This window comes from Pseudomonas sp. NFR02, from assembly GCF_900119375.1.
Lineage (GTDB): Bacteria > Pseudomonadota > Gammaproteobacteria > Pseudomonadales > Pseudomonadaceae > Aquipseudomonas > Aquipseudomonas paracarnis.
Genome location: NZ_FPJJ01000001.1, coordinates 420,082 through 444,799 on the forward strand (window position 1 = coordinate 420,082; position 24,718 = coordinate 444,799).

Below are 24,718 nucleotides of genomic sequence, written 5' to 3' on the forward strand. Positions count from 1 at the left end.
CTGCGCCTCAGCATGCAGTCCCCGCTTCCCGGGCGCCAGTGCATAACCACTGACACGCAAGAAGGGCTAAGGCGTTACAACGTCTGCACAATCACCTGGCTTTTCAAATCGTTGACCATGCCTTCAATCGCCGGCTGCATGGCCGCAAAATCCTCCGGCGTGCAGAGAATCTCTGGCTTGCTAAACACATATTGGCGCGTGATCAGCACCGTATTGGCCTTCTTCACATAGGTCGAGCGGTAGTCGAAGCCCGCCTGTTTCACCGACACCGCCTTGGGCACCGCGAGGATCTTCACCTTGGCGGGGAACTCCAGGCGCGCTACTTCTGATATCTCACTCGAAAGGCAGGAGAAGTTCTGAGTGCGTTCCTTTTCAGCCATCAAGGAAAACACGCTCTGGCCAATACCGCCGGCCAGGCTGGATAGGGTAGGCACCCCAGTGGGGCCCGGCAGGTTCACCAGGTTGCTGGTGTGGCCATTGATCGCGAACTTGAAGGTATTGGCAGTACTGTCCAAAGCGTCAGTTTCGATCACGCCGCTACCGGATTGCCCAAACATGCTCAGGACCTGTTGCACCAACTGATTACGGTCGGCTGGCTGCATGGCCTTGAGCATGAAGCGGTTAAGCTCCGCGCCCCAACCGTCGATGGTGGAGTCATTGGTAAAGTCTGCAGCGCCTTTGGTGTTGACCTTGAACACCATGGTTGTGTCCACTTTGCCAGGCTGGCGGGACGGTGTCTGCTTACGCTCACCGGTCTGTGTCAGTAATACCGGTTTGCCGAGTTCGGGCAGAGGCAGGTAGCCAGCGGCGATGGGTGTCGCGGTGGAGTCCAGGTACAGATCGAGGCTGGGTACATAAGTGATTACATGGTTGAGCACGCCCAGGGTCGGCACCTGGGGCAGTACGTAGGCGTTGCCGGCGTTGATCAGTGCGGGCGAGCTTTCAATGGCGACGGCTTTGAGCAGCGCTTCAAGCAGGGCTACATGGTCTTTGCAGTCGCCATAACGGTTATCCAGCACCGCCTGCGCTGAATGCGGCACCACGCCACCGGCACCGACGTACACGGCCACATAGCGAATGTTCTTGCGTACCCAGTCACTCAGCACCAAGGCCTTGCTGCGTGGGTTGTCGAGGTTGGCGGTGAGTTCCTTGGCCAGTTGGGTCATGGCCGGGGTCACTTCTACCTGTGCGCGTGCGGCGTAGGCCTGGGCAAACTGTTTGTAGTCGGTGAACGTCGATACGGCCAGCAGTTGCCCGTAGTCGGTGTAGGCAACGGAGCCATCTTCCACGCGATTTTTCTTGGTTTGTTCCACGTCCCAGCGGTACACCGTTCGCCCGTTGGCGTTGACTGGCGTGGACGCTTTGAAACCCCATGAGTCGGCGTACAGCTTCATTTCGGCGGGCATGTCGTAGCTCAGGCGCACCTGCTCATTCTGGTAGAAATCCGGCGAGAAAAGGTCTTCGAACTGCCCCGCAAACAACGGCGTATTACGATGGCGCTGGTACCGCAGAACCATGCGATCGCCCACTTGCAGCTCCGGGAAGATCACCACTTTGACCCGCGAGTCCTGAAACATCGGCGCCTGGGCAGACTCCAGTTCCTGCTGCTCCTTGATCCGGTCTGGTGTTACCACGACTTTGCGGCCATCGGATTTGAGAGTGTAGGCCTCGACAATATCCAGAGTTTCCAGGGTGCGATTGTAGGTCACAGAGCGCTGGGCGTTGGAGGTGATCGCGCGCTCTTCATTGATCCGCATAACCCGTTCGACATCCAGCACAAAGCTACCGTCGGGGTTCACGACGTAGGACTGGATGTTTTTTTCGTGGGTCAGGGAAAGGTCGGTGTAATCGGCACGGGCTGGCGTCGTCAACAGCGCGCAGACCGTGACTGCCAGCACACCGAACAGGCGTAACGAAGAGAGCGGGAGGCTTTGCATAGAGATCCTTCTGAGCTAGGGGGCGCCATTTCACCGGCCGTGTGTTCCTGAATAAGCCGATGGATAGGACTCGCAAGTGCTTCGCCTACTCAATTGGCTGACGTTCAGGGGTTATGAAGATTTTTTAGGTTTCTCTCGCACGCTATGTGTGCCGAGACTTCCCATTGAGTAAGACGTTTTCGAAGGATTTTATTTAGCGCTGGTTAATCAGAAAGTTAAAAGCTTTGATCCGTGTCTCTTGGGAGAAGAGGTATTTTTTTGACGGCCGATGATCTTTTCCCGTCCTCTTATTTGATATGCCGATAAGGCGTTGGCCATTGATACCTTCGCCCTGGAAAAGACTGGTTCAGCTCGCCGTTGGCGGTATTGCCGATGCGCAATTGATGCCGCACGTCGCCGGCGATACCACCACCGCAATCCGCACCGCTTCGCAGTGCATCGTCGACCGCACCAGGCGTCCAGTCACGCATTGCAGATGCCGCATAGCTGATACTGCCTGGGCCGGCCGAATACCTAAGCGAGCTTCACATTCATGGTGATGTGAGCGGTGAAGACCTTGACGCCACCCGCATCGAAAATCTCGACCGGCACGATCTTGTCCCCCGCAGTCTGCCAATCGATAGCACTGCCATCGGCAACAGCGCGGATATCGGTTTTCGCCTTGGCCAGGTATTCCACGGTCATACCCTTGGGAATCCAGCGTGCGCCTGCGGGAATCGACGCGTCGGTCATCATGCCGCCGGCCAGTTCGGCGGCGTTGCACAGCGCGATGGCATGCACCGAGGCCAGGTGGTTGGTGATTTCCTTGCGAAACGGCACGGTGACCACCGCACGGTTGGGTTTGAGCTCCGCGATCTCGGGAGTGATGGTGCTGAAGTAGGGCGCCATTTGGCACGCCAGGTTGCTGAATGCGGCGGGGCCTACGCTATTGAACATGCTCAGGGCTTGGCTCATCGGAATATCCTCAAGGGGTAGTTACAGAATAATATTCTGTAGCGGAACAATATTCTGTAAATTCCATGACTGTCAACCTGAGCTTTCTCTGCTGGGCGCTCAGCCTATAAACTGTTTCGATTTGGCGTTCTCCCATGCACTCCATCGATCTCATTGAGCGCACCTTCCCCGGCAGGCGCAGCGACCTCAAACGCACCATCCTGCGTGAGGCGCTGGCCTGTTTTAACGAGGCAGGCATCGAGGCGACCAACATCGAGACCATTCGTGCGCGCTGCGACACCAGTGTGGGGGCTATCTATCACCACTTCGGCAACAAGGAAGGGCTGGTCGCCGCGCTGTTCTTCGCTGCGCTGGAAGACCAGGCCGCCCTGCGTGACCACTACCTGCAAGCGGCGGATACGGCCCATGCCGGTGTGGTCGGCCTGGTGTACAGCTACGTTGAGTGGGTCACCGCCCAGCCGGACTGGGCGCGGTTTGTTTTCCAGAGCCGTTTCGCCGTGTCCAGCGGGCCGTTCAAGGACGAGTTGATTGCCCGCAACAAGCAGCGCAACCAGCAGTTGAAGGAGTGGATGGGCGGGGAAGGGCGCAAGGAGCACTTCAGTCATTTGCCCGCAGAACTTATCCCTTCGCTGATCATTGGCGCGGCCGAAAGCTACTCGCGTGCGTGGCTGTCGGCGAAGGTCAAAAAAAGCCCCTTTGAGTACCGCGAACTGCTGGCTGAAGCCGCGTGGAAGTCGATCAGCCTGGGTTAGTCAGTCCTCCATTCCCTGTGGGAGCTGTCGAGCTTCAGCGAGGCTGCGAAAGCGGTGGTTCAGGCGCTGAAGAGGTTGCCTGTGCCGCCGCCATCGCAGCCTCGCTGGGGCTCGACAGCTCCCGCATTTGGGCGGTGTTGCTGTCGAGAGTTGTGTTTGGCGCGATGGCCCTGCAAAGCGTGATTCCACATACACCGCCGATCCCCTGTGGGAGCTGTCGAGCTTCAGCGAGGCTGCGAAAGCGCTGGCTCAGGCGATGAAGAGGTTGCCTGTGCCGCCGCCTTCGCAGCCTCGCTGGGGCTCGACAGCTCCCGCATTTGGGCGGTGTTGCTGTCGAGAGTTGTGTTTGGCGCAATGGCCCTGCAAACCGATATTCCACATACACCGCCGATCTCCTGTGGGAGCTGTCGAGCTTTAGCGAGGCTGCGAAAGCGGTGGTTCAGGCGCTGAAGATTTTGCCTGTGCCGCCGCCATCGCAGCCTCGCTGGGGCTCGACAGCTCCCACATTTGGGCGGTGTTGCTGTCGAGAGTTGTGTTTGGCGCGATGGCCCTGCAAACCGATATTCCACATACACCGCCGATCTCCTGTGGGAGCTGTCGAGCTTCAGCGAGGCTGCGAAAGCGGTGGTTCAGGCGCTGAAGATTTTGCCTGTGCCGCCGCCATCGCAGCCTCGCTGGGGCTCGACAGCTCCCACATTTGGGCGGTGTTGCTGTCGAGAGTTGTGTTTGGCGCGATGGCCCTGCAAACCGATATTCCACATACACCGCCGATCTCCTGTGGGAGCTGTCGAGCTTCAGCGAGGCTGCGAAAGCGGTAGTTCAAACGATGATCCTTTCGGTAATGCCCCACCTGATCAAATTCCTTCTGAGGCTATACTTGCCTCCTTCCAACCAATCGAGAACCCCATGAGCACCTCTCTTTCCCTGACGCCTGCGCGCAAGCCGCTCGCGCCACTGATTGCCTTTATCATCCTGGTGGCGGGCGCGCTGTTCCTGCAAAACATGGTAGGCGCACGCCAGGTGTTGCTGCTGGTGGTCGGCGCCGCGCTGGGCCTGACGCTGTATCACGCAGCCTTCGGTTTTACCTCGGCCTGGCGCGTGTTTATCAATGATCGGCGCGGCGCCGGCTTGCGTGCGCAAATGGTGATGCTGGCTGTGGCGGTGCTGTTGTTTTTCCCGGCGTTGGGCGCGGGCACTTTGTTCGGTCAGCCGGTCGTGGGGCTGGTGGCGCCGGCCGGTGTGTCGGTGGTGTTCGGGGCGTTCATCTTCGGGATCGGCATGCAGCTGGGTGGTGGTTGTGCGTCGGGTACTTTGTTCACCGTGGGCGGCGGTAATGCCCGGATGTTGGTGACGCTGCTGTTCTTTATCTGCGGCTCGTTGATCGCCACCCACCATGTCGACTGGTGGTTTGCACTGCCATCGTTCCCGGCGGTTTCCATTGTCAAAAGTTTCGGTGTGCTGCCGGCGCTGGTCTTGAGCCTGGCGGTGTTCGCGCTGATTGCAGTGGTGACAGTGCGCCTGGAAAAGCGCCGTCACGGCCAGCTTGAACAAGGCGTGCAAAGCGAGCACCAAGGGCTACGCCGCTTCCTGCGCGGACCCTGGCCGCTGGTGTGGGGCGCGATTGGCCTGGCGCTGCTCAACTACGCCACCCTCGCCCTGGCCGGACGGCCGTGGGGCATCACCTCGGCGTTCGCGCTGTGGGGCGCCAAGGTGGCGAGCGGGCTGGGCGTGGATGTCGCCAGTTGGGCATTCTGGCAGATGCCGGGCAATGCCAAGGCCCTGGCTGCACCGGTGTGGGAAGACATCACCAGCGTCATGGACATCGGCATTGTCCTCGGCGCGTTGCTGGCCGCAGGCCTGGCCGGGCGTTTCGCGCCCAGCCTGAACATCCCGCTGCGCTCGTTGATCGCGGCGGTGATCGGCGGCCTGATGCTCGGCTATGGGTCGCGCCTGGCCTATGGCTGCAACATCGGCGCGTACTTCAGTGGCATCGCCTCGGGCAGCCTGCATGGCTGGGTGTGGCTGGTGGCGGCCTTTATCGGCAACGGCGTGGGCGTACGTTTACGGCCCTTCTTCTTTGCGGGTGAACGGCCCCAGGTGGCATTGAGTGGCTGCTGAGCAGTCCACGCACATTATTCGCCTGGCGCGCGCGCAAGATGCCGGTTTGTTGCCCGCCATCGAGCAGTGCGCAGCCCAGGCATTTGGCGCAATCGAAGGGCTGGCTTGGCTGGCGGATGCGGCGTCGATCAGCATCGAACGCCATCGGCAATGGATCGCGCTATCGACCTGTTGGGTGGTGGTTGATGACCACGATCACCCTCAAGGCTTCCTCAGCGCAGAACGCTTTGGTGACGACCTGCATATCCATGAAGTGTCGGTTGCCCAGCCGCTGCAAGGCCAGGGCTGGGGGCGCCGATTGGTGGAAACGGCGATAGAGCATGCCCGCGCCCAACACCTGCGTGCGGTGACGCTGACCACCTTCAAGCATGTACCCTGGAATGCTCCGTTCTACCGGCGCCTGGGCTTTGCGCCTCACGTTGATTCGCGTCTGGAAACGATCCTGGCGGATGAGTACGCCCATGGCTTCGAACCCGGCAGCCGTTGTGCCATGGCGTGCCCGGTGACATGTCCGAATCCGTCCTGAAGTAGTCTGCCTTGCGTCTGTCGCGCACTGTGGGTGGTCCTTACCATGGCGTGCATCGTTTACCCACTGATGCAAGCCACAAGGACCGTCCATGACCCATAAAGCCCTGATCGTGATCGACGCCCAACATTCCTTCCGCCATTCAACCTACTGGTCCGAAAACGACCTGCCCGACTATCTGGAAAAACAGCAGGCCCTCATCGATGGTTGTGTTCAGCGCGGCATCCCGGTGGTACAAGTCTTCCATGTTGAAGACCAGGGGCATTTCTCCATGCAATCGGGCAACGTCAGGGCATTGAGCGAGCTGTCGATCAATCCACAGTTGGTGATCCACAAGCGTTACCACAGCGCCTTCGCCGGTACGCCCCTGGCCGCTCGCCTCACGGAGATGGACGTCACCACGCTGATCATCAGTGGCATCCGGACCGAGCAATGCTGCGAGACCACCACGCGGCAGGCGTCGGACAGCGGCTTCAAGGTGGACTTTGTCAGTGAAGCGACATTGACGTTCCCCATGACCCACCTGCGTAGCGGCCGGGAGTACACCTCTGCGCAAATCCGCGAACGCACGGAGCTGGTGCTGGAAGAGCGTTTTGCGCGCATCGTCACGGTCGAACAGGCCTTGGAAGGATGAACCTGTGAGCGTACCGGTGCTGTTCGTGCTGTTGCCCAATGTGCTGATGCTCGACCTGGCGGGGCCTGCTGAAGTGTTGCGCCTGGCCGCGCAAGCCGAGGACCCGGCGGCGGTGGATTTCGACCTGCAGTACGTCAGCCCGGTGGAGTCGCTGCACAGCTCCATCGGCTTGCCACTGACCGGGCTGGCGCCCCTGCCGCAGACTCTGGCGCCCGGCACGCTGGTGGTGCTGGTGGGCTCCACGATGAACGTATCAAAGGCTCACCAAAAGGCTTTCGAGTCGGCCAGCCAGCAGCTCACCCTGTGGTTGCAAAACGTGTTCGCGCCCTCGGCCGAACGCCTGGTGTGCGTGTGTGCCGGCGCGTTGAGCGCCGCCAGGGCCGGGCTGCTCGATGGGCGCCAATGCACCACGCACCATTCGCTGTGCGCCACCTTGCAAGCCCTCGCACCCAAGGCCCGGGTCCTGGAAAACCGGCTGTACGTCACCGACGGCCCGGTCAGTTGCAGCGCCGGTATCACGGCGGGTATCGACCTGATGCTGCACCTGGTTGCCGAACTGGCCGGGCCACGCTTGGCCTGCGCCGTGGCGCGGGACATGGTGGTGTACCTGCGCCGCAGCGGCAGCGACCCGCAGCTATCGCCTTGGGTGACCGGGCGCAATCACCTGCACCCAGCGCTCCACCGTGTGCAGGACGCCATCGCCGCCGCCCCCTGCGAGGCCTGGACACTCACCCGCATGGCAAGCCTGGCCTGCACCAGCAGCCGACACCTGGCGCGCCTGTTCCAGGAACATGTGCAGATCAGCCCACTGGATTACCTGCATCGCCTGCGCCTGGCGGTGGCGCGGGAACTGCTGGCCGAGTCGGCCCTGGACATTGAAGCCATCGCCGAGCGCGCAGGCTTTGGCTCGGCGCGGCATCTGCGGCGTATCTGGGGCAAATACGAAGCGGCAACCCCTTCAGCCATGCGCCTTACTCAGCAGGCGTCTCGCCAGCCGTAACCGGCTCTTGGCCGGCCTCGGTCGCCAGCTTCAAGCGGTCCGCCTTGCTGATGTATTTGTCTTTGCTTTTTGGCGCCAGCTTGGCGCTGGCCTTTTTCGCTTTGGCTTTGAAGAGCTGCTGAAGTTTTTTCTGGCGGTTCATGTTCCGTTGCCTGAAGGGGAAAGGCGCGGATGATACTACCGGTTCAGCGCGCCAGGAACTCGCTGATCAGTGTGATCACCTGCTGCTGGATCACGGGCCGTGGCCGCGCGCCTTTGCCGTCCTGGCAAATGATGCTGTCGCCGGGCACATCAGCGTCAAGCAACGCTGCCGCGCCCGGTTTGCACTGAGACATAAAACTGAAGTGGTTGGCGTCCTGGATCTCCACGTACTGAGTCGACGTTTTTGGCAGCCGCTTGGCCATGTCAGCCGATTCCATTTGCGCCGGCAAATCCGCTGACGGCACACCGGCAGCGATTACCAACGCCGGCACCGGCAATGCCGCTAGGCTCGCATCGGTAAAGCCGCGCGACAGGCCCAAGTCCAGAGACACCACAGCGGTCACGCGCTTGTCGCTCAAGTCCGCGGCCACTTGAGCCTTCCCGCTCGGCGTACCTTCAGGGTTCATCTCACGGTAAGCCTTGCACGCCACCAACGTCGGATGGGCGTCGCAGTCCCGGGCAAACAACGCCGGGTCAAAACGCGCCCCCGCGCTCTCCATGACCGTCCAGCCCCCCAGGGAATGGCCTATCACCGCGATCCGGCCGCTGTCCACCGCGCCAAATGGCGTGGGCTGTACCAGCAGCGCATCAATGGCCCGGCTCAAATCCTTGGGCCGTTGCCACAACTGCGCGGCGGCTTGCGCGCTGCGATCCTGGCTGGTGGTGCCAGGGTGATTCACTGCCGCCACGATATACCCCTGCCGGGCCAGCGCACTGGCCAGCCACGCCTGCTTGCCCCAGTTGCCACCATAGCCGTGGGAGAGCACCACCACCGGATGTTTGCCGGGTGTCGGTGCGGCATCAGGCACCGCAAGCACACCGATGAACACCAGGTTGTCAGCGATCAGCTTGGGTTGGGCGGTGCTGGTGGAGGGGTACCACACGGCCATTTCCAGTGGGCGAATGTTGTGAGTGTCAGGGATGGTGGTGGTTTGGAAACCGATGGGGTCGTTGGCGAGTGCAGGCCCAGTCAGGCTGATCAGGAGCAGGGCGGCGAGGGGGGCTTTCATTGTTTTTATCGTCCTTGAAATGAAGGACGCAGCATGACCTGAAACGAGCGGTTCAGGTAGAGGGGAGGCGGTCACCCGCCCCCCCAATAATCAATCAGCTCCTTATAAACGCCAGCAAATCCGCATTAATCGTATCGGCATGGGTAGTAGGCATGCCATGCGGGAAGCCCGGGTAGATTTTCAGCGTGCTGTTTTTCAACAATTTGGCGGACAGCACCCCGGCATTTTCATGGGGGACGATCTGATCATCGTCGCCATGCATGACCAATACGGGAATCTGGATGCTCTTCAGGTCTTCGGTGAAATCGGTCTGGGAAAACGCCACGATCCCGTCATAGTGCGCCTTGGCACAGCCCATCATGCCTTGCCGCCACCAGTTCAGGATGATGCCCTCGGACGGCTTGGCGCCTGGGCGGTTATAGCCGTAGAAAGGTCCGGCGGGAACGTCCTGATAGAACTGTGCGCGGTTGGCTTTCAGTTGCGCCTGCAAGTCGTCGAACACTGACTTGGGCAGGCCGCCAGGATTGCTCGGGGTCTGGACCATCAACGGTGGCACGGCGCTGATGATGGCGGCCTTCGAGACGCGGTCTTCGCCGTGGCGGGCGATGTAATGAACCACTTCACCGCCGCCGGTGGAGTGACCGACATGCACCGCGGTTTGTACGCCCAGATGCTCGACCACGGCCGCGACGTCGTCGGCATAGTGGTCCATATCGTGCCCGTCCCAAACCTGGCTGGAACGCCCGTGGCCACGTCGGTCGTGGGCAACGACCCGGTAGCCTTCGCCCAGGAAAAACAGCATTTGCGCGTCCCAATCATCTGCGCTCAGTGGCCAGCCATGATGAAAGAAAATGACCTGGGCATCGCGTGGGCCCCAGTCCTTGTAGAAAATTTCAACACCGTCTCGCGTGGTGACGTAGCCCATGTTCGCCTCTCCCAAATGAAATGATGGCCTGATCGAATCGCGATCATGGCGCTGGATTGACCCACTGCAGCCCATTCGTGTCTGGCAAGCGTGCCGTCTACGAATCGCCGCCTTGGCCGCCCAATGACTTTAGGTTTAAAGTCAACTTTAAGGTCAATGGTTTTTTGTGGGTGGTACATGAGAATAGGCGAGTTGGCAAAAATCAGCGGGTTGGCGGCCTCACGCATCCGTTTCTACGAAGCGAGCGGCCTGATCCAATCGGTTGAGCGTAAATCCAACGGCTATCGGGACTATGCACCCGGCACCGAGGCGGTGTTGGAGATCATCAAGGGTGCCCAGGCAGCCGGTTTCTCTCTGGAAGAAATCCGGCAGTTAATGCCCAGAAGTGCCGGTGGTTGGCAGCATGACGAGCTGCTCAGCGGGCTCAAGCACAAGGTCGAGGAAATCGAGGTGCTGCAACAACGGCTGGCCCAGAACAAGGCTCAGTTGCTGAACGTCATCAAGGGCATCGAAGGCAAGCCCGAGGGCATGGCCTGTGCGGAGAATGCGCAGATGCTGATTAACCGTCTGCGCGAGGAAGGGGGCGCTCCAGCCTCATCCACAAGAAAAAGCGCCCGCCGGGCCCCGAGGGCCTGACCGGCGCACAAGGGTCAGCGTTCGCCAATCAGGTTGGCGAGCGGCTCTGGCGCATAGAGTGCGCTCTGGAACTCGGGTACGTATTCGTACTTCAGCATTTTCCCCAGCTTGAGGTCGCGCAGGTAATTGGACAGGCTGCCATCGCCCAGCGTGAGGGTGGCTGAGTCTGCGTCACGGCTGGAGCCATGGCTGAGCTGGCGGGAAACCGCGTACCCGTAGGCCAGTTGGCCGTGGTGATCGAGATTGGTGAAACTGCTGGTGACCAGGTCCGCATCATGGGACAGTTTCTCAAGCTTTTTGGCCTTGAACGACACGTCCAGCTTGCCGGTCTGGCTGTCGGTAATGTCATACACCACCGAGTGCCCATCCTCTTTGCGATCAATGCCAGTCAGCCATTTCGGCAGGTTGTAACCGACCACGCCGCGCACCCGCGCCAGCTCGGTATTCACCGGCAGCTTGAGCACATAGCCCCAAAAATCCTGCGACATCGACTGGCCCACCAGCGTGAAGGGGCCCAGGTTGGCTTTGCCAGGTTTGTTAGTGATGATCGACACGGCGACTTCGTTATAGGCGTCGTTATCGCAATGCTCATAGGTGTACGCAGTAAACGCGATCAGTCCGCGACCCGGCCAGACTTGCAAGGGTTGCACGGCGGCCAGTACCTGCGGTGGCATCAACGCCCGAAGCTTATCGATGTCAGCCGTATAGACCGCTGTTACCCGACTGTTCTGATAGTAAAAATTGGGCGAGTAGGATTCAAAACCGATGTCGACCTTGTGCTTTTGCAACCCTTTGAACCAGCTTAAATCAACCTCTGGTAATTCTGCTGCAACCACCGACAACGGCGGGTTGGAGCGAAAGCGGTCGTACAAGCCGCCCTTGACGACGGGCACCTGCTGGCCGGCGATATCGATGTGGGTTGTGTCGTTGGGGCTGGGCATCTCGGGCGTTCCCGCCAACGCAAGGTTGGCAAAAGGGGTGAGCAGCAATCCGGTTAAAACGGCGCTTGGAATGTTCAATCGGTCTTCTCCAGGGAGGGGCTACGGGTGGGGCCTAGGCTCTATCGTTCGTGGGACAGCTCGGTTATCACGGCGAGTGCGACGGCCCTGGGCGATTGCGGGTTCTGGCCCGTGATCAGGCGGCCATCGGTGATGACAAATGAGGTGAACGGCACCCAGCCCTTGCGGTAACGCGCCCCTTGGCTCAGCAGCCGGTCTTCAAGCAAGAACGGCACCTCACGCTTCATGCCCGACAGCAGTTCTTCGCGGTTGGAGAAGCCGGTGATGTTTTTACCCTTGATGATCGCGTTGCCCTGTTCATCCTTCAGGTCCAGCAGGCCCGCCACACCGTGGCACACGGCCGAGACGATGCCGCCCTGGTTGTAAATGGTTTGGGCGACACGTTGCAGGTCGAGGTTGCCGGGGAAGTCCCACATGACACCGTGGCCGCCGGTGAAGTAGATCGCGCGAAATTGCGACGGATCGACATTGGCGATGGGCAGCGTGTTTTGCAGCCGGGCGCGAAAGGCTGGGGACTGCAACTGCTCACGCGCCGGCTTGTCCATGTACAGCCAACCGAGGCTGCGCTCGTCCAGGGGCACAGCGCCACCTTTGGGGCTGGCAAACACCGTCGTATAGCCAGCGGCTTCCACAACCTCGGTGAAATGCGTCAGCTCAGTCAGCCAGAGGCCCGTGGTATCGGCCCTTGAGGGGTAGCTGGCGTGGTTGGTCATGATCACCAGGATCTGGCGATTGTTCGCAGCGGCCGTGGAAGGGCCGGGTTCAGCCTGTGCAAATGTCATAAGCGCGCCACCTATCGCTACCAACGCAAAAGAAATAAGGGTTTTGAGCATGATCCAGGGTCCAGTAATCCTGCCGGCTGGTGCATGCTCACCTTAAACCTCGCTTTAAGGTCAACCCCTGCTTTGGCAAAAAAAAACCGAGTCGTCTTGGGGCGTGACGGCTCGGCTTCTTTTTTGGGCGTGTTGAACGTTTAGCCAGCTGCTACAGCCGCCTCGCGCTCCATCAACTTATCGACCAACAGCATTCCCAGCTCACTTAACTGATGAATTGCCAACGCGACGTCGCGCTGTTTACCGGTCAGTTCATCTGACAGGTCGAGCAGCAGGGCGGTTACTGAGGAAAAGGTTTCATAGCTATTGGCGACGAGCATTTCGTTGCTGGCATCGTCGGCAACGCTGAACAGCGGTGTCGAGGGTGGAGGAGGGGGCTCGGCGTTGGGGTTGAGGGCGTGATCGATCGCACGACGGGCTGCCTGATCAAGCTTCAGGTTTGGATCGTTTGGAGGGTTGGGCGTGACTTTGTACATATGCGTAATTCCTGAATGGGGCCGACACCGTTTCGCTACTAAACGAAAGGGTGGCAGCTGTACGCAGGTTAGTAGACCGGGGAATTACACAAAGCCGGCGCGCCCGAAGGCGCCCTACGCACAGCCACCATCAGGCACAGACAGGAACGTCTGATAGATGAAGCTCATGCACTAAGTGTAATTGACCCTCGGGCTACTAAACCCGATCACTGAGTTGTCAGCGACCGAGCCACCTTAGAGACGCCCATCCAAGCGCACAAGCCGGCGGATTCTGACGCAACTGTAGGCAATGGAGCAAGGTGGTGCAGCTTGCTGTAGGACGGGTCTACATCAACGCCGGCCCACTCACTCACTCCCTGTAGGAGCGAGCTTGCTCGCGAAAAACCATAGGCGCCGCGTTCATTCTGGATGAACACATTATCTTTACGTTCTTCGCGAGCAAGCTCGCTCCTACAGAGAGGATGCCTCAGTCGCGACGCAACGTTTCGGTCTTGAGGACACAAGCGCTAATAGTATTGCTCGGCTGCCTGCGCGGCGGCTGGACTAGGATTTTTTCTGGCGGTGCACACCGACATTAAAAATTCACTGGCATCTACAGGGAGTAGCCAGTAGGCTACATTTGAATCTGTGACCAATACGATCGGCAGGACGCCCGAGTTCGATACATGGCTCGACGGTATGAAGGATGTGTGGGGTAAGACGGCTGTACTGATCCGCCTGGATCGAGCCGAAGAAAACAATTTTGGCGATTGCCAGCCTGTAGGCGATGGCATGAGTGAAATGCGTGTGTTTGTCGGGCCCGGCTACAGGATTTACTTTGTGCGCACGGGCATCACCGCTTACCTGATGCTGTGGGGAGGCGATAAAACCGACCAGAAACGAGGAATCAAGCGGGCAAAAGAGATTCTCGATGCCCTGAGAGGTCAATGACATGAGTAAGTCGACATTCAAACCAGAGGACATGCCGATCCTCGAGCTGGATACATCAGGCACCAGCGCCTATGAGGCTTCACGTTTCCTTGATAGCCCGCAAACCATCAGTGCCTATCTTGCGCAAAGCATGGCGTGCCATGACCCGCAAGTCCTTATGAAGGCGCTGGCCGAGGTTGCCAAGGCCCAGGGAGTGAACAAGGTTGCCGAAGCGGCGGGGGTGAATCGGGAGAGTCTGTATAAAACCCTGAAAGGCGGCTCAAAGACGCGTTATGAGACGGTCCAGAAGCTGATGCTGGCATTGGGGGTGGAACTGACGGTGCGACCGATTACCGCGACTACCGCTAAAAAAACGGCTGTCATCGGCAAAACCTGATGGACCAAACAGAGGACGGTTTTGATGAAAATAGATACGTCCCTTTTTTTCGACAGAGCGCCCATCCCTTACGAAGGGGATAAAGCCATTTACGAGAGAAGCGTGTTGATATGCGCCTGGTCTTGTAGGAAATCGACCTCTAGTAGCGTAAGGCTTTCTCTATAATACTGGTTGTATATCCAGTATTTGCGGGTCTGCGCGCTCACGAAACGAAAATGAGTGAAAAATGGGCCTGTGGCAAAAAAAAGCAACTCCGTTAGGTTGAGGTCCTCTCCTTCAAGAAAGGGAGAGTTCTTAATCAAGTGAATGGAGTCACAACATGAACAAACCACAAACCCAGACACCTCTTCGCCATGGTCGTGTCACATCCCCTTCCAGCCGTGGCGCAGTTGCCGTGGATCTTGGCCTGCTGGAAACCTGGCAGGTCAACGAAATGGAAGGCGGCAAGAACTTCCCGGCACTGACGGCCGGTCCGTTCCCGGCGCCTTATCAAACCGACAGTGACAGCGTCACCCCACCCGCCGACGGCGTCATCCTCAGCGGTGGCAAGACCGATGCCCGTGACTGCATCAACTTCACCCACGAGGAAATGGCCAAGAAACTTGGCCGCGCCTTCACCTGGCCGTTGCTCAATGTCGAGCCGGGTCAGACCTTCAAGGTCACCTGGGCATACACCGCGCCGCACACCACCCGTGGCTATCGCTGGCTGATCACCAAGGATGGCTGGGATCCGCAACAGCGCATCACCCGCGCGCAACTGGAAACCCAGCCGTTCGCTGAAGACTTCTATACCCAGGTGCCGTACTACAGCCATGCAGGCGAACTGAAGGCCAAGGTCAATCATGAAGTGAAACTGCCGGCCAACAAGAAGGGCCAGCATGTGATTGTGTTGATGTGGATCGTCGCCAACACCGGCAACGCCTTCTATCAAGCCTTCGATGTGGACTTCAAATAAGCCCGCACCGTTAAACCCACACGTTCTGAAGGATTAGAACATGTCAAAGATTGACTTTACCTCACTGCAATCGCCGCTCAACGATGCCGCTTCGCTGATGCCGAGCATTGCCGGCAAAAAGATCCTCATGGGCTTCTGGCACAACTGGCCTGCCGGCCCGAGCGATGGCTACCAGCGTGGCCAGTTCGCCAATATCAGCCTGGTGGATGTGCCAAAGGATTACAACGTGGTGGCCGTGGCCTTCATGAAGGGCAACGGTATCCCAACCTTCAAACCGTACAAGCTGTCCGACGCCGAGTTCCGTCGCCAGGTGGGCGTGCTGAACAGCCAGGGCAGGGCGGTGCTGATTTCCCTTGGCGGCGCCGATGCACACATCGAACTGCATAAAGGCAACGAACAGCCGCTGGCCAGCGAAATTATCCGCCTGGTGGAAACCTATGGCTTTGATGGCCTGGATATTGATCTTGAACAGAGCGCGATTGATTTCGCCGACAACAAGACTGTCCTGCCCGCCGCCTTGAAACTGGTCAAGGACCACTACGCGGCTCAAGGCAAACACTTCATCATCAGCATGGCGCCGGAGTTTCCGTACCTCACCACCGCCGGCAAATACGTCGGTTACATCCAGGCGCTGGAAGGCTATTACGACTTCATCGCCCCGCAGTATTACAACCAGGGTGGCGACGGCATCTGGGTGCAGGAGGTCAACAGCGGCAACGGCGCCTGGATTGCCCAGAACAACGACGCGCTGAAGGAGGACTTTCTGTTTTACCTCACCGAAAGTCTGGTGAGCGGAACGCGCGGGTTTACCAAGATCCCGGCAGACAAGTTCGTCATTGGCCTGCCTGCGAACGTCGATGCGGCTGCCACCGGTTATGTGATCAACCCAACAGCCGTGACCAATACATTCAAGCGTTTGCACGACAAAGGATTGTCGATCAAGGGCCTGATGACCTGGTCGGTGAATTGGGACAACGGGATCAGCAAAGACCATGTGCCCTACAACTGGGAATTCAGCCGCCGTTATGGGCCGATGATCAATGGCACTGCTCTCTCTGGCCTGGAGCAGGATGAGGCGGATCTGGAGGTCGCCGATCGGCAGTAGCGCAAAGGGGCCTCTGGCAGACGTGCCAGAGGTCAAACCGCTAAGCTTCTGATCTGACTAAAATCCGATGCCTGTTTGGGCATCGGATTTTTTGCGTCACGCTCACATTGCGTTGAGCGTTCCTCAAACCGAGTTACCGCACCAAACAAGGCCGCTTGTTATCAAAGCCCCAACCCGGGATCAGAAACTGCATCGCCACACTGTCATCCCGGGCTCCAAGGCCCATGCCTTTGTACAGCTCATGGGCCTGGGCTACGGCGTCCATATCAATATCCACACCCAGGCCAGGCTTGGCCGGCACCTTCACATAGCCCCCTTCAATCTTCAACGGCTCCCGCGTCAGGCGCTGGCCGTCCTGCCAGATCCAGTGGGTATCGATGGCGGTGATCTCGCCGGGGGCGGCCGCCGCCACCTGGGTAAACATCGCGAGGGAAATATCGAAGTGGTTATTGGAGTGCGAGCCCCAGGTCAGGCCCCACTCGTTGCACATCTGCGCGACGCGCACCGAGCCCTGCATGGTCCAGAAGTGCGGGTCGGCGAGGGGGATGTCCACTGATTGCAACTGGATGGCATGGCCCATTTCACGCCAGTCGGTGGCGATCATGTTGGTGGCGGTTTTCAGGCCCGTGGCGCGGCGGAATTCGGCCATGACTTCGCGGCCCGAGTAGCCGTTTTCTGCGCCGCAGGGGTCTTCGGCGTAGGCCAGCACATGATGCTGGTCGCGGCACAGGCGGATGGCTTCTTTTAAGGACCATGCGCCGTTGGGATCAAGGGTGATGCGCGCATCGGGAAAACGCTCGGCCAGCGCAGTGACGGCTTCGATTTCCGCGTCGCCACTCAATACGCCGCCCTTGAGCTTGAAATCGTTGAAACCGTATTTGGCCTTGGCCGCTTCGGCCAGGCGCACTACCGCGTCGGCGGTCAGGGCTGTTTCATGGCGCAGGCGGAACCAGTCGTCATCGGCGTCGGCCTCGTTGCGGTAGGCCAGGTCGGTGGCGTTGCGATCCCCCACATAGAACAGGTAGCCGAGCATCTTCACTGCGTCGCGTTGCTGGCCTTCGCCTAGCAAGGCGGCCACCGGCACTTCGAGGAACTGGCCCAGCAGGTCGAGCAGTGCGGCCTCCATGGCGGTGACGGCGTGGATGGTGATGCGCAGGTCGAAGGTTTGCAGGCCGCGGCCCGCGCTGTCTCGAGACGCAAAGGTGCTGCGCATCTGGTTGAGAACGCGCTGGTACTGGCCAATCGGCTGGCCGATCACCAGGCCGCGGGCATCTTCAAGGGTTTCGCGTATGCGCTCGCCGCCGGGTACTTCGCCCACGCCGGTGTTGCCGCTGCTGTCCTTGAGAATGACGATATTGCGCGTGAAGTAAGGCCCGTGGGCGCCGCTGAGGTTGAGCAACATGCTGTCGTGGCCGGCGACGGGGATGACTTGGAAGTGGGTGACTACAGGGGTATTCATGGCGTGTTCCTGGCTGAGTTCAAAGAGGTTTGCTGATGGCGGCACCGTCGGGCACGGCCAACACGGCAGAGGGAGAGGTCTTGGCAAAGAACACCAGGATGGCCGCGAGCACCGAGGTGCAGGCCAGGCCATACAGCCCGCCCTGGATCGAGCCGGTGGTTTGTTCGAGAAAGCCGAAGGTAGTCGGCGCCACAAAACCGCCCAGGTTGCCAATGGAGTTGATCAGCGCGATCACCGCGGCGGCGATGCGCACATCCAGGTAGCCCTGGGGGATCGGCCAGAACAGCGACGACGCGGACTTGAACCCTATGGCGGCAAAACAGATCGCCACGAAAGCGAAGATCGGCCCGCCGGTGGTGGACATGAACATGCCGGCCGCCGCGATCAGCAGGGCCGCCGCGACCCAGGCTTGCTGGAACTTGAACTTGCCCGACAGCGACGCGAAGGCGTACATGGCAATGATAGAGATCAGCCAGGGGATCGAGTTGAAGAAACCCACCTGCACATCACTTAGGTCGCCCATTTTCTTGATGATGCTGGGCAGCCAGAAGGTGGCGGCGTAGATCGTCAATTGAATGCAGAAGTACAGAGCGCAGAACAGCAGGATCTGGCGGTCTTTGAGCAGCTTGCCGAGGGTGGGTTTCACCGTGGTCAGGGCTTCGCGATCACGTTGCTCCTGATCGATGGCGCCCACCAGCGCATCCTGCTCTTCGCGGCTCAACCACTTGGCGTCGTGGGGTTTGGAGTCGAGCCAGAACCACACGAAGAAGCCCAGCGCCACCGAGGCCAGGCCCTCGATGCCGAACATCCATTGCCAGCCATGCAAACCAAAGCCTTCGATCTGCAACAACGCGCCCGACAACGGCCCGGAGATCAACGACGCCACCGCCGAGCCACTGAGGAAGATCGCGATGGCCTTGCCACGCTCCACGCCGGGCAACCAGCGCGTGAAGTAATAGATCACGCCCGGGAAGAATCCTGCTTCCGCCACACCCAGCAGGAAACGCAGGATGTAGAAGTGGGTTTCGTTCTGGATAAACGCCATCAGCGTGGCGACGATGCCCCAGGTGAACATGATGCGGGTCAGCCAGATACGCGCGCCGACTTTTTGCAGCAGCATGTTGGACGGCACTTCGAACAGCGCATAGCCAATGAAGAACAGCCCGGCGCCGAAGCCGTAGGCCGCTGCGCCGATCCCCAGGTCATGCTCCATGTGCGTGCGCACGAAGCCGATATTGACCCGGTCGATGTAGTTGAGGATGAACATGACCACGAACAGTGGGAGCACATGACCCTTCACTTTGCTCACGGCGCGGGCGAGCGCTGAATCACTTTCGGGTACGGCAGATGCTGGGCTTGAATGCTTCACGAATGAAAACTCCCCCTGATTATTTTTATGCGGGTTTGGTGTTTTGTTGACAGACATCATACAAGTTGTTTTTTGAAGGCCGCAATCCTGTGAGGTCTGTTTTTGTTCTTATAAGCCGGTATTGAGATTGGCTATTTTGGTTATTTGCCAGATTTTATTGGGTTTTGCCCCGCTGGTGACGGCTCGGGGTGTGCGCTTCTCTCAAAGCGAAGACAGGGTCAGGTGAGGTGGCATGAGTGTGTTGTCATACAAGTTGGGTGTTTTTCGCCACCACCCGTCGCCCCGTGCGCTCAGGGTGATAAGCTCCCCCCAGCCCAACCCCGTGGACCCGTCTCGATGCCGATTAAAAGCACACCGCCTGTGCGTAAACGTTCCGCCAACCTGGCACAGGGTGTGGTCGAGGCACTGACCCAGCGCATCCAGTTGGGACAACTCAAGCCGGGTGAAAAACTGCCGTCCGAATCCACCATCGTGCTTGAGCATGGGGTGAGCCGTACCGTGGTGCGTGAAGCCTTGTCCAAGCTGCAGGCGTCGGGGCTGGTGGAGACGCGTCACGGCATCGGCACCTTTGTGCTGGAGCAGCACACGCAGCCGGGCCTGCGCCTACATGTGGACACGGTCGCCAGCGTGCGCAACATGCTCGAATTGCGCCAGGGCCTGGAAGTGCAAGCGGTGGCGTTGGCCGCGCTGCGCAGGAGCGAGGCACAACTGGCCCACATGCGCCAGGCGCTGGACGACTACCAAGCCTCCCTGGCCAACAACGACAGCTGTGTGGAGGAGGACAAGCGCTTTCACCAACTGATCGCCGAGGCCACCGGTAATACGTTTTTCACCGACATCATGCAGCACCTGGGCACGGCGATGATTCCGCGCACCCAGGTGAATGCCGTCGAGCGCGGCGGCGCGGACTTTGCCCAACTGGGGCAGTTGGCGAGCCTGGAACACGAGGCCATCTACAACGCTATCAAGCGCCAGGACCCGGACGCCGCACGGGCGGCCATGGTGCTGCACTTGACCAACAGCCGGGATCGATTTTCCGGGCACTCTTAAGGAATCACCGTTGAACGAACACACCTTGTCCCAGCGCCTGGAGCGCGTGGCCGCGCACATACCGGCGGGTGCCTGCCTGGCCGATATCGGCTCGGACCACGCCTACCTGCCGGTGGCCCTGATACACCGCGGCGCTATTGCGGCGGCCGTGGCGGGGGAAGTGGCCGCGACACCGTTTCAGGCGGCCAACCGTACCGTGGCCGACAACGGCCTGACGCAGCACATCACCGTGCGCCTGGCCGATGGTTTGGCGGCGATTCAAGCCGGCGATGACATTACCGCCATCAGCCTGTGCGGCATGGGCGGCGAGACGATCCGCGACATTCTCGACAGTGGCAAGGCGCACCTCAATGGCCGGGAACGCCTGATCCTGCAACCCAACGGCGGCGAGCACCCCCTGCGCCAATGGTTGATGGACAACGGCTACCGGATCCTGCACGAGGAGCTGCTGCTGGAAAACCGCTTCTACTACGAAATCATCGTTGCCGAACGCGCCGAGGCGGTCACCTATACCGCCGAGCAACTGTACTTCGGCCCGCTGCAAATGCAGGCCCGCAGCCCGGCGTTTGTGGCGAAATGGCAACGGATGTTGCGCCAGAAGCGCAAGACATTGGCCAGCCTCGAACAGGCGCGGCAGGCGGTGCCCGAGCAGAAAGTGCAGGAGATCGTGCAGCAGGTGAAGTGGATCGATCAGTTGCTCGCCTGAGCGCCACCGGTCCAGTGTGGGAGATGTGGAGCCTTAGCGAGGCTTCGAGCGGTGTATCAGGCAACATCCATGTCGTGAATGCCGCAGCCTTCGAAGCCTCGCTAAAGCTCGACATCTCCCACATTCGATCGTGCAGGCCGGTGCTGCCTGGCGACATTCGCGGCACTTCACCGCTACGCTGTAGTCTTCTCTTAAATCCCCCCAAGGTGTTGCCTCGATGATCACTGTTCACCACCTCAACAATTCCCGCTCACAACGTATCCTGTGGGCGCTTGAAGAATTGGGCCTGCCCTACGACATCAAACGCTACCAGCGCGACGCCAAGACCAACCTGGCGCCGCCTGAACTCAAGGCCATTCACCCCCTGGGCAAATCCCCGGTGATCGAAGACGGCTCGCGTGTGCTGATCGAGTCCGCCGCGATCATCGACTACCTCATCCGTCGCCACGGCAACGGCCAACTGCAACCCGAGCCGGCCACCGATGCCTACGACAGCTATGTGCAATGGCTGCATTTTGCCGAAGGCTCGGCCATGCTGCCGCTGATGCTCAACCTCTACGTCGGACGCCTGGGTGAAGCGGGTGCGCCGCTGCATCCGCGGATTGAATCGGAGCTGGCCAACTACCTGGGCTACCTGAATGATGTGCTGGGCCACACGCCGTACCTGGTGGGCGACGCACTCAGCGGCGCGGATATCCAGATGAGCTTTATCGGCGAAGTCGCCCAGGCCCAGGGCAAATTGCAGGCCTACCCGAACCTCGCGGCGTGGCTGCAAAAGCTCCAGGCGCGGCCGGCTTATCGCAAGGCGGTGGAGCGGGGCGGGGAATACGCGTTCGCCAAATAGCCAGAAGCCATGTTGGAGGAGGCTTGCCCTAATGCCAGTCAGTTAAGCGCAGATCTCCTGTGGGAGCGGGCTTGCTCGCGAAAGCGGTGGGTCAGTCAGCCTCGATGTTTGCTGGGCCGACGCCTTCGCGAGCAAGCCCGCTCCCACATTTACAGCCTTAGACCCAGGTTCAACAGGTGAACCTTCGAATCTCCCTGCGCTCACTTGAAACGTGGCACTGGCTTTTCTCGAAAGGAATCTGCATGCACTCCACCTCGTCAATCGCGCCCGTAGAGCGCGAACTGAGCCTGCGGGCAGTCATCACCGGGATCGTGCTGGGTATCCTGCTGACCCCTTCCAATGTGTACGCAGGCTTGAAGATCGGCTGGTCGTTCAATATGTCGATCATCGCCCTGTTGATCGGCTACGGAATCTGGCAAGGCCTGGCCAAGCGTTCCGGCGAGCACCTGCCGTGGACCCTGCACGAAAGCAATATCAACCAGACCGTGGCCTCGGCTGCGGCATCGATCATCTCCGGTGGGCTGGTGGCGCCCATCCCGGCCTATACCTTGCTCACAGGCAACCAACTGGCCGCGCTGCCGATGATCGCCTGGGTGTTTTCGGTGAGCTTCCTGGGGATCTGGATCGCGTGGTACCTGCGGCCTTCATTGCTCAATGACAAGGCGCTGAAGTTTCCCGAAGGCATGGCCACCCTGGAAACCCTGCTGCACATCTACAACCATGGCCGCGAAGCTGCCACGCGCTTGAAAGTGCTGCTCGGCGCGGCGCTGTTGTCGGGGCTGGTCAAGTGGGTGGATACCTTTATATGGGCCTTCCCGCGCTGGTCACCGAACGCCCAGTTGGAGCGCCTGACCTTCACCGCCGACCCCTCTCTGCTGTTGCTGGGGTTCGGCGGCATCATCGGCATTCGCGTAGGCCTGACCCTGTTGCTCGGCGCCTTGCTGGCATGGGGCGGGCTGGGGCCGTGGCTGTTGGCCGATGGCTTGGTGAGCCTGCCCGCCGACAGCAGCGGCCCGCAATTTGCCGCGCTGGTGGAATGGCTGCTGTGGCCCGGCGTGAGCCTGATGGTGTGTTCCACCCTGGCGTCCCTGGCGATTCGCCTGTGGGCGTTGCATCGCTCAACCCGAGCGGCTGGCGGCACGCCCTGGGCGGTTCCCAAGCCTGGGCCTGCCGTGGGGTTCGCGCTGGCGATAGTGTTGGTGGTGAGCCTGCAAGCGCTGTTGTTCGGTATCAACCTTGGGATGGCGCTGCTGACCATTCCCCTGGCGATCTGCCTGGCCGCCGTGGCGGCGCGGGTGGTGGGGGCAACCGGTATTCCGCCGATTGGCGCCATCGGACAACTGTCCCAGCTGAGTTTTGGCATCGTTGCGCCGGGCCAGATGCCGATCAACCTGATGAGCGCCAACACCGCTGGGGGGGCGGCGGGGCAGTGCACGGACCTGATGAATGACTTCAAGGTGGGCAAGGCGATTGGCGCGACGCCGCACAAACAGGTTATCGCCCAGATTCTCGGGATTTTTGTCGGCAGCGTCGTCGGCGTATTCGCGTACCTGGCGTTGATCCCCGACCCGCAAACCATGCTGCTCACCGAACAATGGCCAGCCCCGGCCGTCGCCACCTGGAAAGCCGTGGCCCAAACCCTGACCCACGGGCTGGATTCGCTGTCACCCAGTATCCGCTGGGCCATTGCTGTTGCAAGCCTGTGCGGCGTACTGCTGGGCATACTCGACAGCACATTACCCACCCATCGCGCCCGCTATCTGCCCAGTACGGCAGCCTTGGGACTGGCGTTTGTCTTGCCTGCGTCGGTGTCGCTGATGATGGCCCTTGGCGCGATCATGACCTGGGCCGTGAGCTGTCGCTGGCCAAGTGTGACGCAGCGCTTTGCGATCACGGCAGCGGCGGGGCTGATCGCCGGTGAGAGCATTACCGGCGTAGGCGCGTCGTTGTGGCAGATGCTGGGAAGTGAATAAATGGCCGACCTGGATTTACAACTCTTCACGAATTCAAAAGGCTCACCGTTATAGGCTTGGCGCTGCCACGTCTGGATCAAACCCATTCAACTGACCGTTGAGCCTATCCCATGAAACTGCCTGCCCTCGCTGCCACGTTTCTCGCCGTTGCGACGCTGCACCCTTTACCCGTACACGGCGCAGGCCCCATTACCCATGTCGCCATCTACCGAGGCCCGGCAGGCTGCCCGGACTGCTCGGAAAACGTGAAAACCGCCTTGCAGCGTCTCAACCCGAATTACCAGATCGACTTCGTGGGTGCCGACGAACCCATCGACATCACCCCACACACCCTGGCCCGCTACGACCTTTATGTACAACCCGGCGGCGGCCAGGACATCCCCGGCGCCCTCGACAGTCTCGGTGATGAGCGTGCCGAGGCTATCCGCGACTATGTTGCCAAGGGTGGCCGTTACCTGGGCCTGTGCATGGGCGCCTACCTGGCGGACGACAACAATCTCGGGCTGATCCCCCAGGCGCTGGACACCGAAGCCGGCCGCCCCGGTTTTGAAGTGACCGGTATCGACGACGCTGCTGTGCGGGTGACGTGGGACGGCCAGGCTGATCATGTGTTCTATCAGGACGGCCCGTACTTTCCCAAGGCCAGTGCCGCCGCGCCCTACAGGACCCTCGCCACTTACCGCAATGGCGATGTGGCAGCGGCGCGCTATGCCTACCAGAAAGGCGTTGTGGTGCTGAGCGGGCCGCATCCGGAAGCCGGCCAGGAGTGGTTCGAGAATGCCGGTATCCCACTGGACAAGATGCCGCGTGGGGAGCTGTTTGGCTCGCTCATACGCAGCGTTCAAGAGTAAGGCGTGACGCTCGGTAAACCCGTGCACCGCCATGACCAATGTCGATATCAGACTCGATGATGGCGTAACCAGGCTACTT

At 60.2% G+C, this 24,718-nt stretch carries 25 protein-coding genes and 1 pseudogene; 15 read left to right on the plus strand and 11 right to left on the minus strand.

Annotated features, from left to right (window positions below; all coding sequences use genetic code 11):
* Positions 1-74: 74 nt before the first annotated feature.
* From BT199_RS01940 to BT199_RS01945, 3 genes are all read right to left on the minus strand, one after another.
* Positions 75-1,937, minus strand: a complete 1,863-nt coding sequence (locus BT199_RS01940) for a DUF3857 domain-containing transglutaminase family protein (RefSeq protein WP_072433748.1) — start codon at positions 1,935-1,937, stop codon at positions 75-77.
* A gap of 287 nt (positions 1,938-2,224) precedes the next feature.
* Complete coding sequence (locus BT199_RS26665) at positions 2,225-2,407, minus strand: hypothetical protein (RefSeq protein WP_139271590.1); 183 nt, start codon at positions 2,405-2,407, stop codon at positions 2,225-2,227.
* 43 nt (positions 2,408-2,450) lie between these two features.
* A complete protein-coding gene (locus tag BT199_RS01945; RefSeq protein ID WP_072433749.1) occupies positions 2,451-2,891 on the minus strand; it encodes a hotdog fold domain-containing protein in 441 nt (146 codons plus the stop codon).
* Positions 2,892-3,025: 134 nt separating this feature from the next.
* Here BT199_RS01945 and BT199_RS01950 point away from each other — a divergent pair, with 134 nt between their 5' ends.
* From BT199_RS01950 to BT199_RS01970, 5 genes are all read left to right on the plus strand, one after another.
* Positions 3,026-3,643 (plus strand): TetR/AcrR family transcriptional regulator, encoded by a 618-nt coding sequence (locus BT199_RS01950; RefSeq protein WP_014719222.1) that lies wholly within the window; start codon positions 3,026-3,028, stop codon positions 3,641-3,643.
* A 906-nt stretch (positions 3,644-4,549) separates the two neighbouring features.
* Positions 4,550-5,761, plus strand: a complete 1,212-nt coding sequence (locus BT199_RS01955) for a YeeE/YedE family protein (RefSeq protein WP_019817537.1) — start codon at positions 4,550-4,552, stop codon at positions 5,759-5,761.
* The gene (locus BT199_RS01960) at positions 5,751-6,287 is read left to right on the plus strand and encodes a GNAT family N-acetyltransferase (protein ID WP_072433750.1); all 537 of its coding nucleotides are present in this window, start codon (positions 5,751-5,753) and stop codon (positions 6,285-6,287) included. The genes BT199_RS01955 and BT199_RS01960 overlap by 11 nt, the downstream gene beginning before the upstream one ends.
* Positions 6,288-6,378: 91 nt before the next feature.
* Positions 6,379-6,921, plus strand: coding sequence for a cysteine hydrolase family protein (locus tag BT199_RS01965; protein WP_019817539.1), 543 nt, complete (start codon positions 6,379-6,381; stop codon positions 6,919-6,921).
* A gap of 4 nt (positions 6,922-6,925) precedes the next feature.
* Positions 6,926-7,921 (plus strand): GlxA family transcriptional regulator, encoded by a 996-nt coding sequence (locus tag BT199_RS01970; protein WP_072433751.1) that lies wholly within the window; start codon positions 6,926-6,928, stop codon positions 7,919-7,921.
* On the opposite strand, the gene BT199_RS01975 is transcribed toward BT199_RS01970, so the two are convergent.
* The 3 genes from BT199_RS01975 to BT199_RS01985 form a co-directional block, all read right to left on the minus strand.
* Positions 7,893-8,063: a DUF2986 domain-containing protein gene (locus BT199_RS01975; RefSeq protein ID WP_014719217.1), complete on the minus strand. Its 171-nt coding sequence runs from the start codon at positions 8,061-8,063 to the stop codon at positions 7,893-7,895. The two genes, BT199_RS01970 and BT199_RS01975, sit on opposite strands and share 29 nt — an antisense overlap.
* A gap of 43 nt (positions 8,064-8,106) precedes the next feature.
* Entirely contained in the window at positions 8,107-9,132 is a 1,026-nt protein-coding gene (locus tag BT199_RS01980; protein ID WP_072433752.1) for an alpha/beta hydrolase family protein, read from the minus strand.
* Positions 9,133-9,226: 94 nt separating this feature from the next.
* Positions 9,227-10,057 (minus strand): alpha/beta fold hydrolase, encoded by an 831-nt coding sequence (locus tag BT199_RS01985; RefSeq protein ID WP_019817542.1) that lies wholly within the window; start codon positions 10,055-10,057, stop codon positions 9,227-9,229.
* Positions 10,058-10,234: 177 nt separating this feature from the next.
* Between BT199_RS01985 and BT199_RS01990 the strand changes: the two genes are divergently transcribed.
* The gene (locus BT199_RS01990) at positions 10,235-10,693 is read left to right on the plus strand and encodes a MerR family transcriptional regulator (protein ID WP_014719214.1); all 459 of its coding nucleotides are present in this window, start codon (positions 10,235-10,237) and stop codon (positions 10,691-10,693) included.
* A gap of 14 nt (positions 10,694-10,707) precedes the next feature.
* Here the strand turns inward: BT199_RS01990 and BT199_RS01995 are convergent, their stop codons facing one another.
* The 3 genes from BT199_RS01995 to BT199_RS02005 form a co-directional block, all read right to left on the minus strand.
* The gene (locus BT199_RS01995; protein WP_019817544.1) at positions 10,708-11,634 is read right to left on the minus strand and encodes an acetoacetate decarboxylase family protein; all 927 of its coding nucleotides are present in this window, start codon (positions 11,632-11,634) and stop codon (positions 10,708-10,710) included.
* A gap of 119 nt (positions 11,635-11,753) precedes the next feature.
* On the minus strand, positions 11,754-12,494 hold the full coding sequence (locus tag BT199_RS02000) for a type 1 glutamine amidotransferase domain-containing protein (RefSeq protein ID WP_019817545.1): 741 nt from the start codon (positions 12,492-12,494) through the stop codon (positions 11,754-11,756).
* Positions 12,495-12,685: 191 nt separating this feature from the next.
* Positions 12,686-13,021 (minus strand): DUF6124 family protein, encoded by a 336-nt coding sequence (locus tag BT199_RS02005; protein ID WP_019817546.1) that lies wholly within the window; start codon positions 13,019-13,021, stop codon positions 12,686-12,688.
* 627 nt (positions 13,022-13,648) lie between these two features.
* Here BT199_RS02005 and BT199_RS02010 point away from each other — a divergent pair.
* The 4 genes and pseudogenes from BT199_RS02010 to BT199_RS02030 all read left to right on the plus strand — a co-directional run.
* On the plus strand, positions 13,649-13,951 hold the full coding sequence (locus BT199_RS02010) for a type II toxin-antitoxin system RelE/ParE family toxin (RefSeq protein WP_054896297.1): 303 nt from the start codon (positions 13,649-13,651) through the stop codon (positions 13,949-13,951).
* Between the two features lies 1 nt (position 13,952).
* Positions 13,953-14,327, plus strand: a complete 375-nt coding sequence (locus BT199_RS02015; protein ID WP_054896296.1) for an addiction module antidote protein — start codon at positions 13,953-13,955, stop codon at positions 14,325-14,327.
* Between the two features lie 319 nt (positions 14,328-14,646).
* The gene (locus BT199_RS02025) at positions 14,647-15,282 is read left to right on the plus strand and encodes a lytic polysaccharide monooxygenase auxiliary activity family 9 protein (protein ID WP_072433754.1); all 636 of its coding nucleotides are present in this window, start codon (positions 14,647-14,649) and stop codon (positions 15,280-15,282) included.
* A 40-nt stretch (positions 15,283-15,322) separates the two neighbouring features.
* Positions 15,323-16,324, plus strand: a pseudogene (locus tag BT199_RS02030) (chitinase); the annotation flags it as partial.
* Between the two features lie 196 nt (positions 16,325-16,520).
* On the opposite strand, the gene gudD reads toward BT199_RS02030, so the two are convergent.
* Together gudD and BT199_RS02040 are read right to left on the minus strand one after the other, a co-directional pair.
* Complete coding sequence (gudD, locus tag BT199_RS02035) at positions 16,521-17,846, minus strand: glucarate dehydratase (RefSeq protein WP_072433756.1); 1,326 nt, start codon at positions 17,844-17,846, stop codon at positions 16,521-16,523.
* A 19-nt stretch (positions 17,847-17,865) separates the two neighbouring features.
* Positions 17,866-19,215, minus strand: a complete 1,350-nt coding sequence (locus BT199_RS02040) for an MFS transporter (RefSeq protein ID WP_019817553.1) — start codon at positions 19,213-19,215, stop codon at positions 17,866-17,868.
* Positions 19,216-19,551: 336 nt separating this feature from the next.
* Here BT199_RS02040 and BT199_RS02045 point away from each other — a divergent pair, with 336 nt between their 5' ends.
* The 5 genes from BT199_RS02045 (at position 19,552) to BT199_RS02065 (ending at position 24,639) form a co-directional block, all read left to right on the plus strand.
* A complete protein-coding gene (locus BT199_RS02045) occupies positions 19,552-20,265 on the plus strand; it encodes a FadR/GntR family transcriptional regulator (RefSeq protein ID WP_072433757.1) in 714 nt (237 codons plus the stop codon).
* Between the two features lie 10 nt (positions 20,266-20,275).
* Entirely contained in the window at positions 20,276-20,971 is a 696-nt protein-coding gene (locus tag BT199_RS02050; protein WP_072433758.1) for a tRNA (adenine(22)-N(1))-methyltransferase, read from the plus strand.
* A gap of 217 nt (positions 20,972-21,188) precedes the next feature.
* A complete protein-coding gene (locus BT199_RS02055) occupies positions 21,189-21,815 on the plus strand; it encodes a glutathione S-transferase family protein (RefSeq protein ID WP_072433759.1) in 627 nt (208 codons plus the stop codon).
* Positions 21,816-22,057: 242 nt separating this feature from the next.
* Positions 22,058-23,788: an OPT family oligopeptide transporter gene (locus tag BT199_RS02060; protein WP_072433760.1), complete on the plus strand. Its 1,731-nt coding sequence runs from the start codon at positions 22,058-22,060 to the stop codon at positions 23,786-23,788.
* Between the two features lie 110 nt (positions 23,789-23,898).
* Positions 23,899-24,639 (plus strand): BPL-N domain-containing protein, encoded by a 741-nt coding sequence (locus BT199_RS02065; RefSeq protein WP_014719200.1) that lies wholly within the window; start codon positions 23,899-23,901, stop codon positions 24,637-24,639.
* The last annotated feature ends 79 nt before the right edge of the window (positions 24,640-24,718 follow it).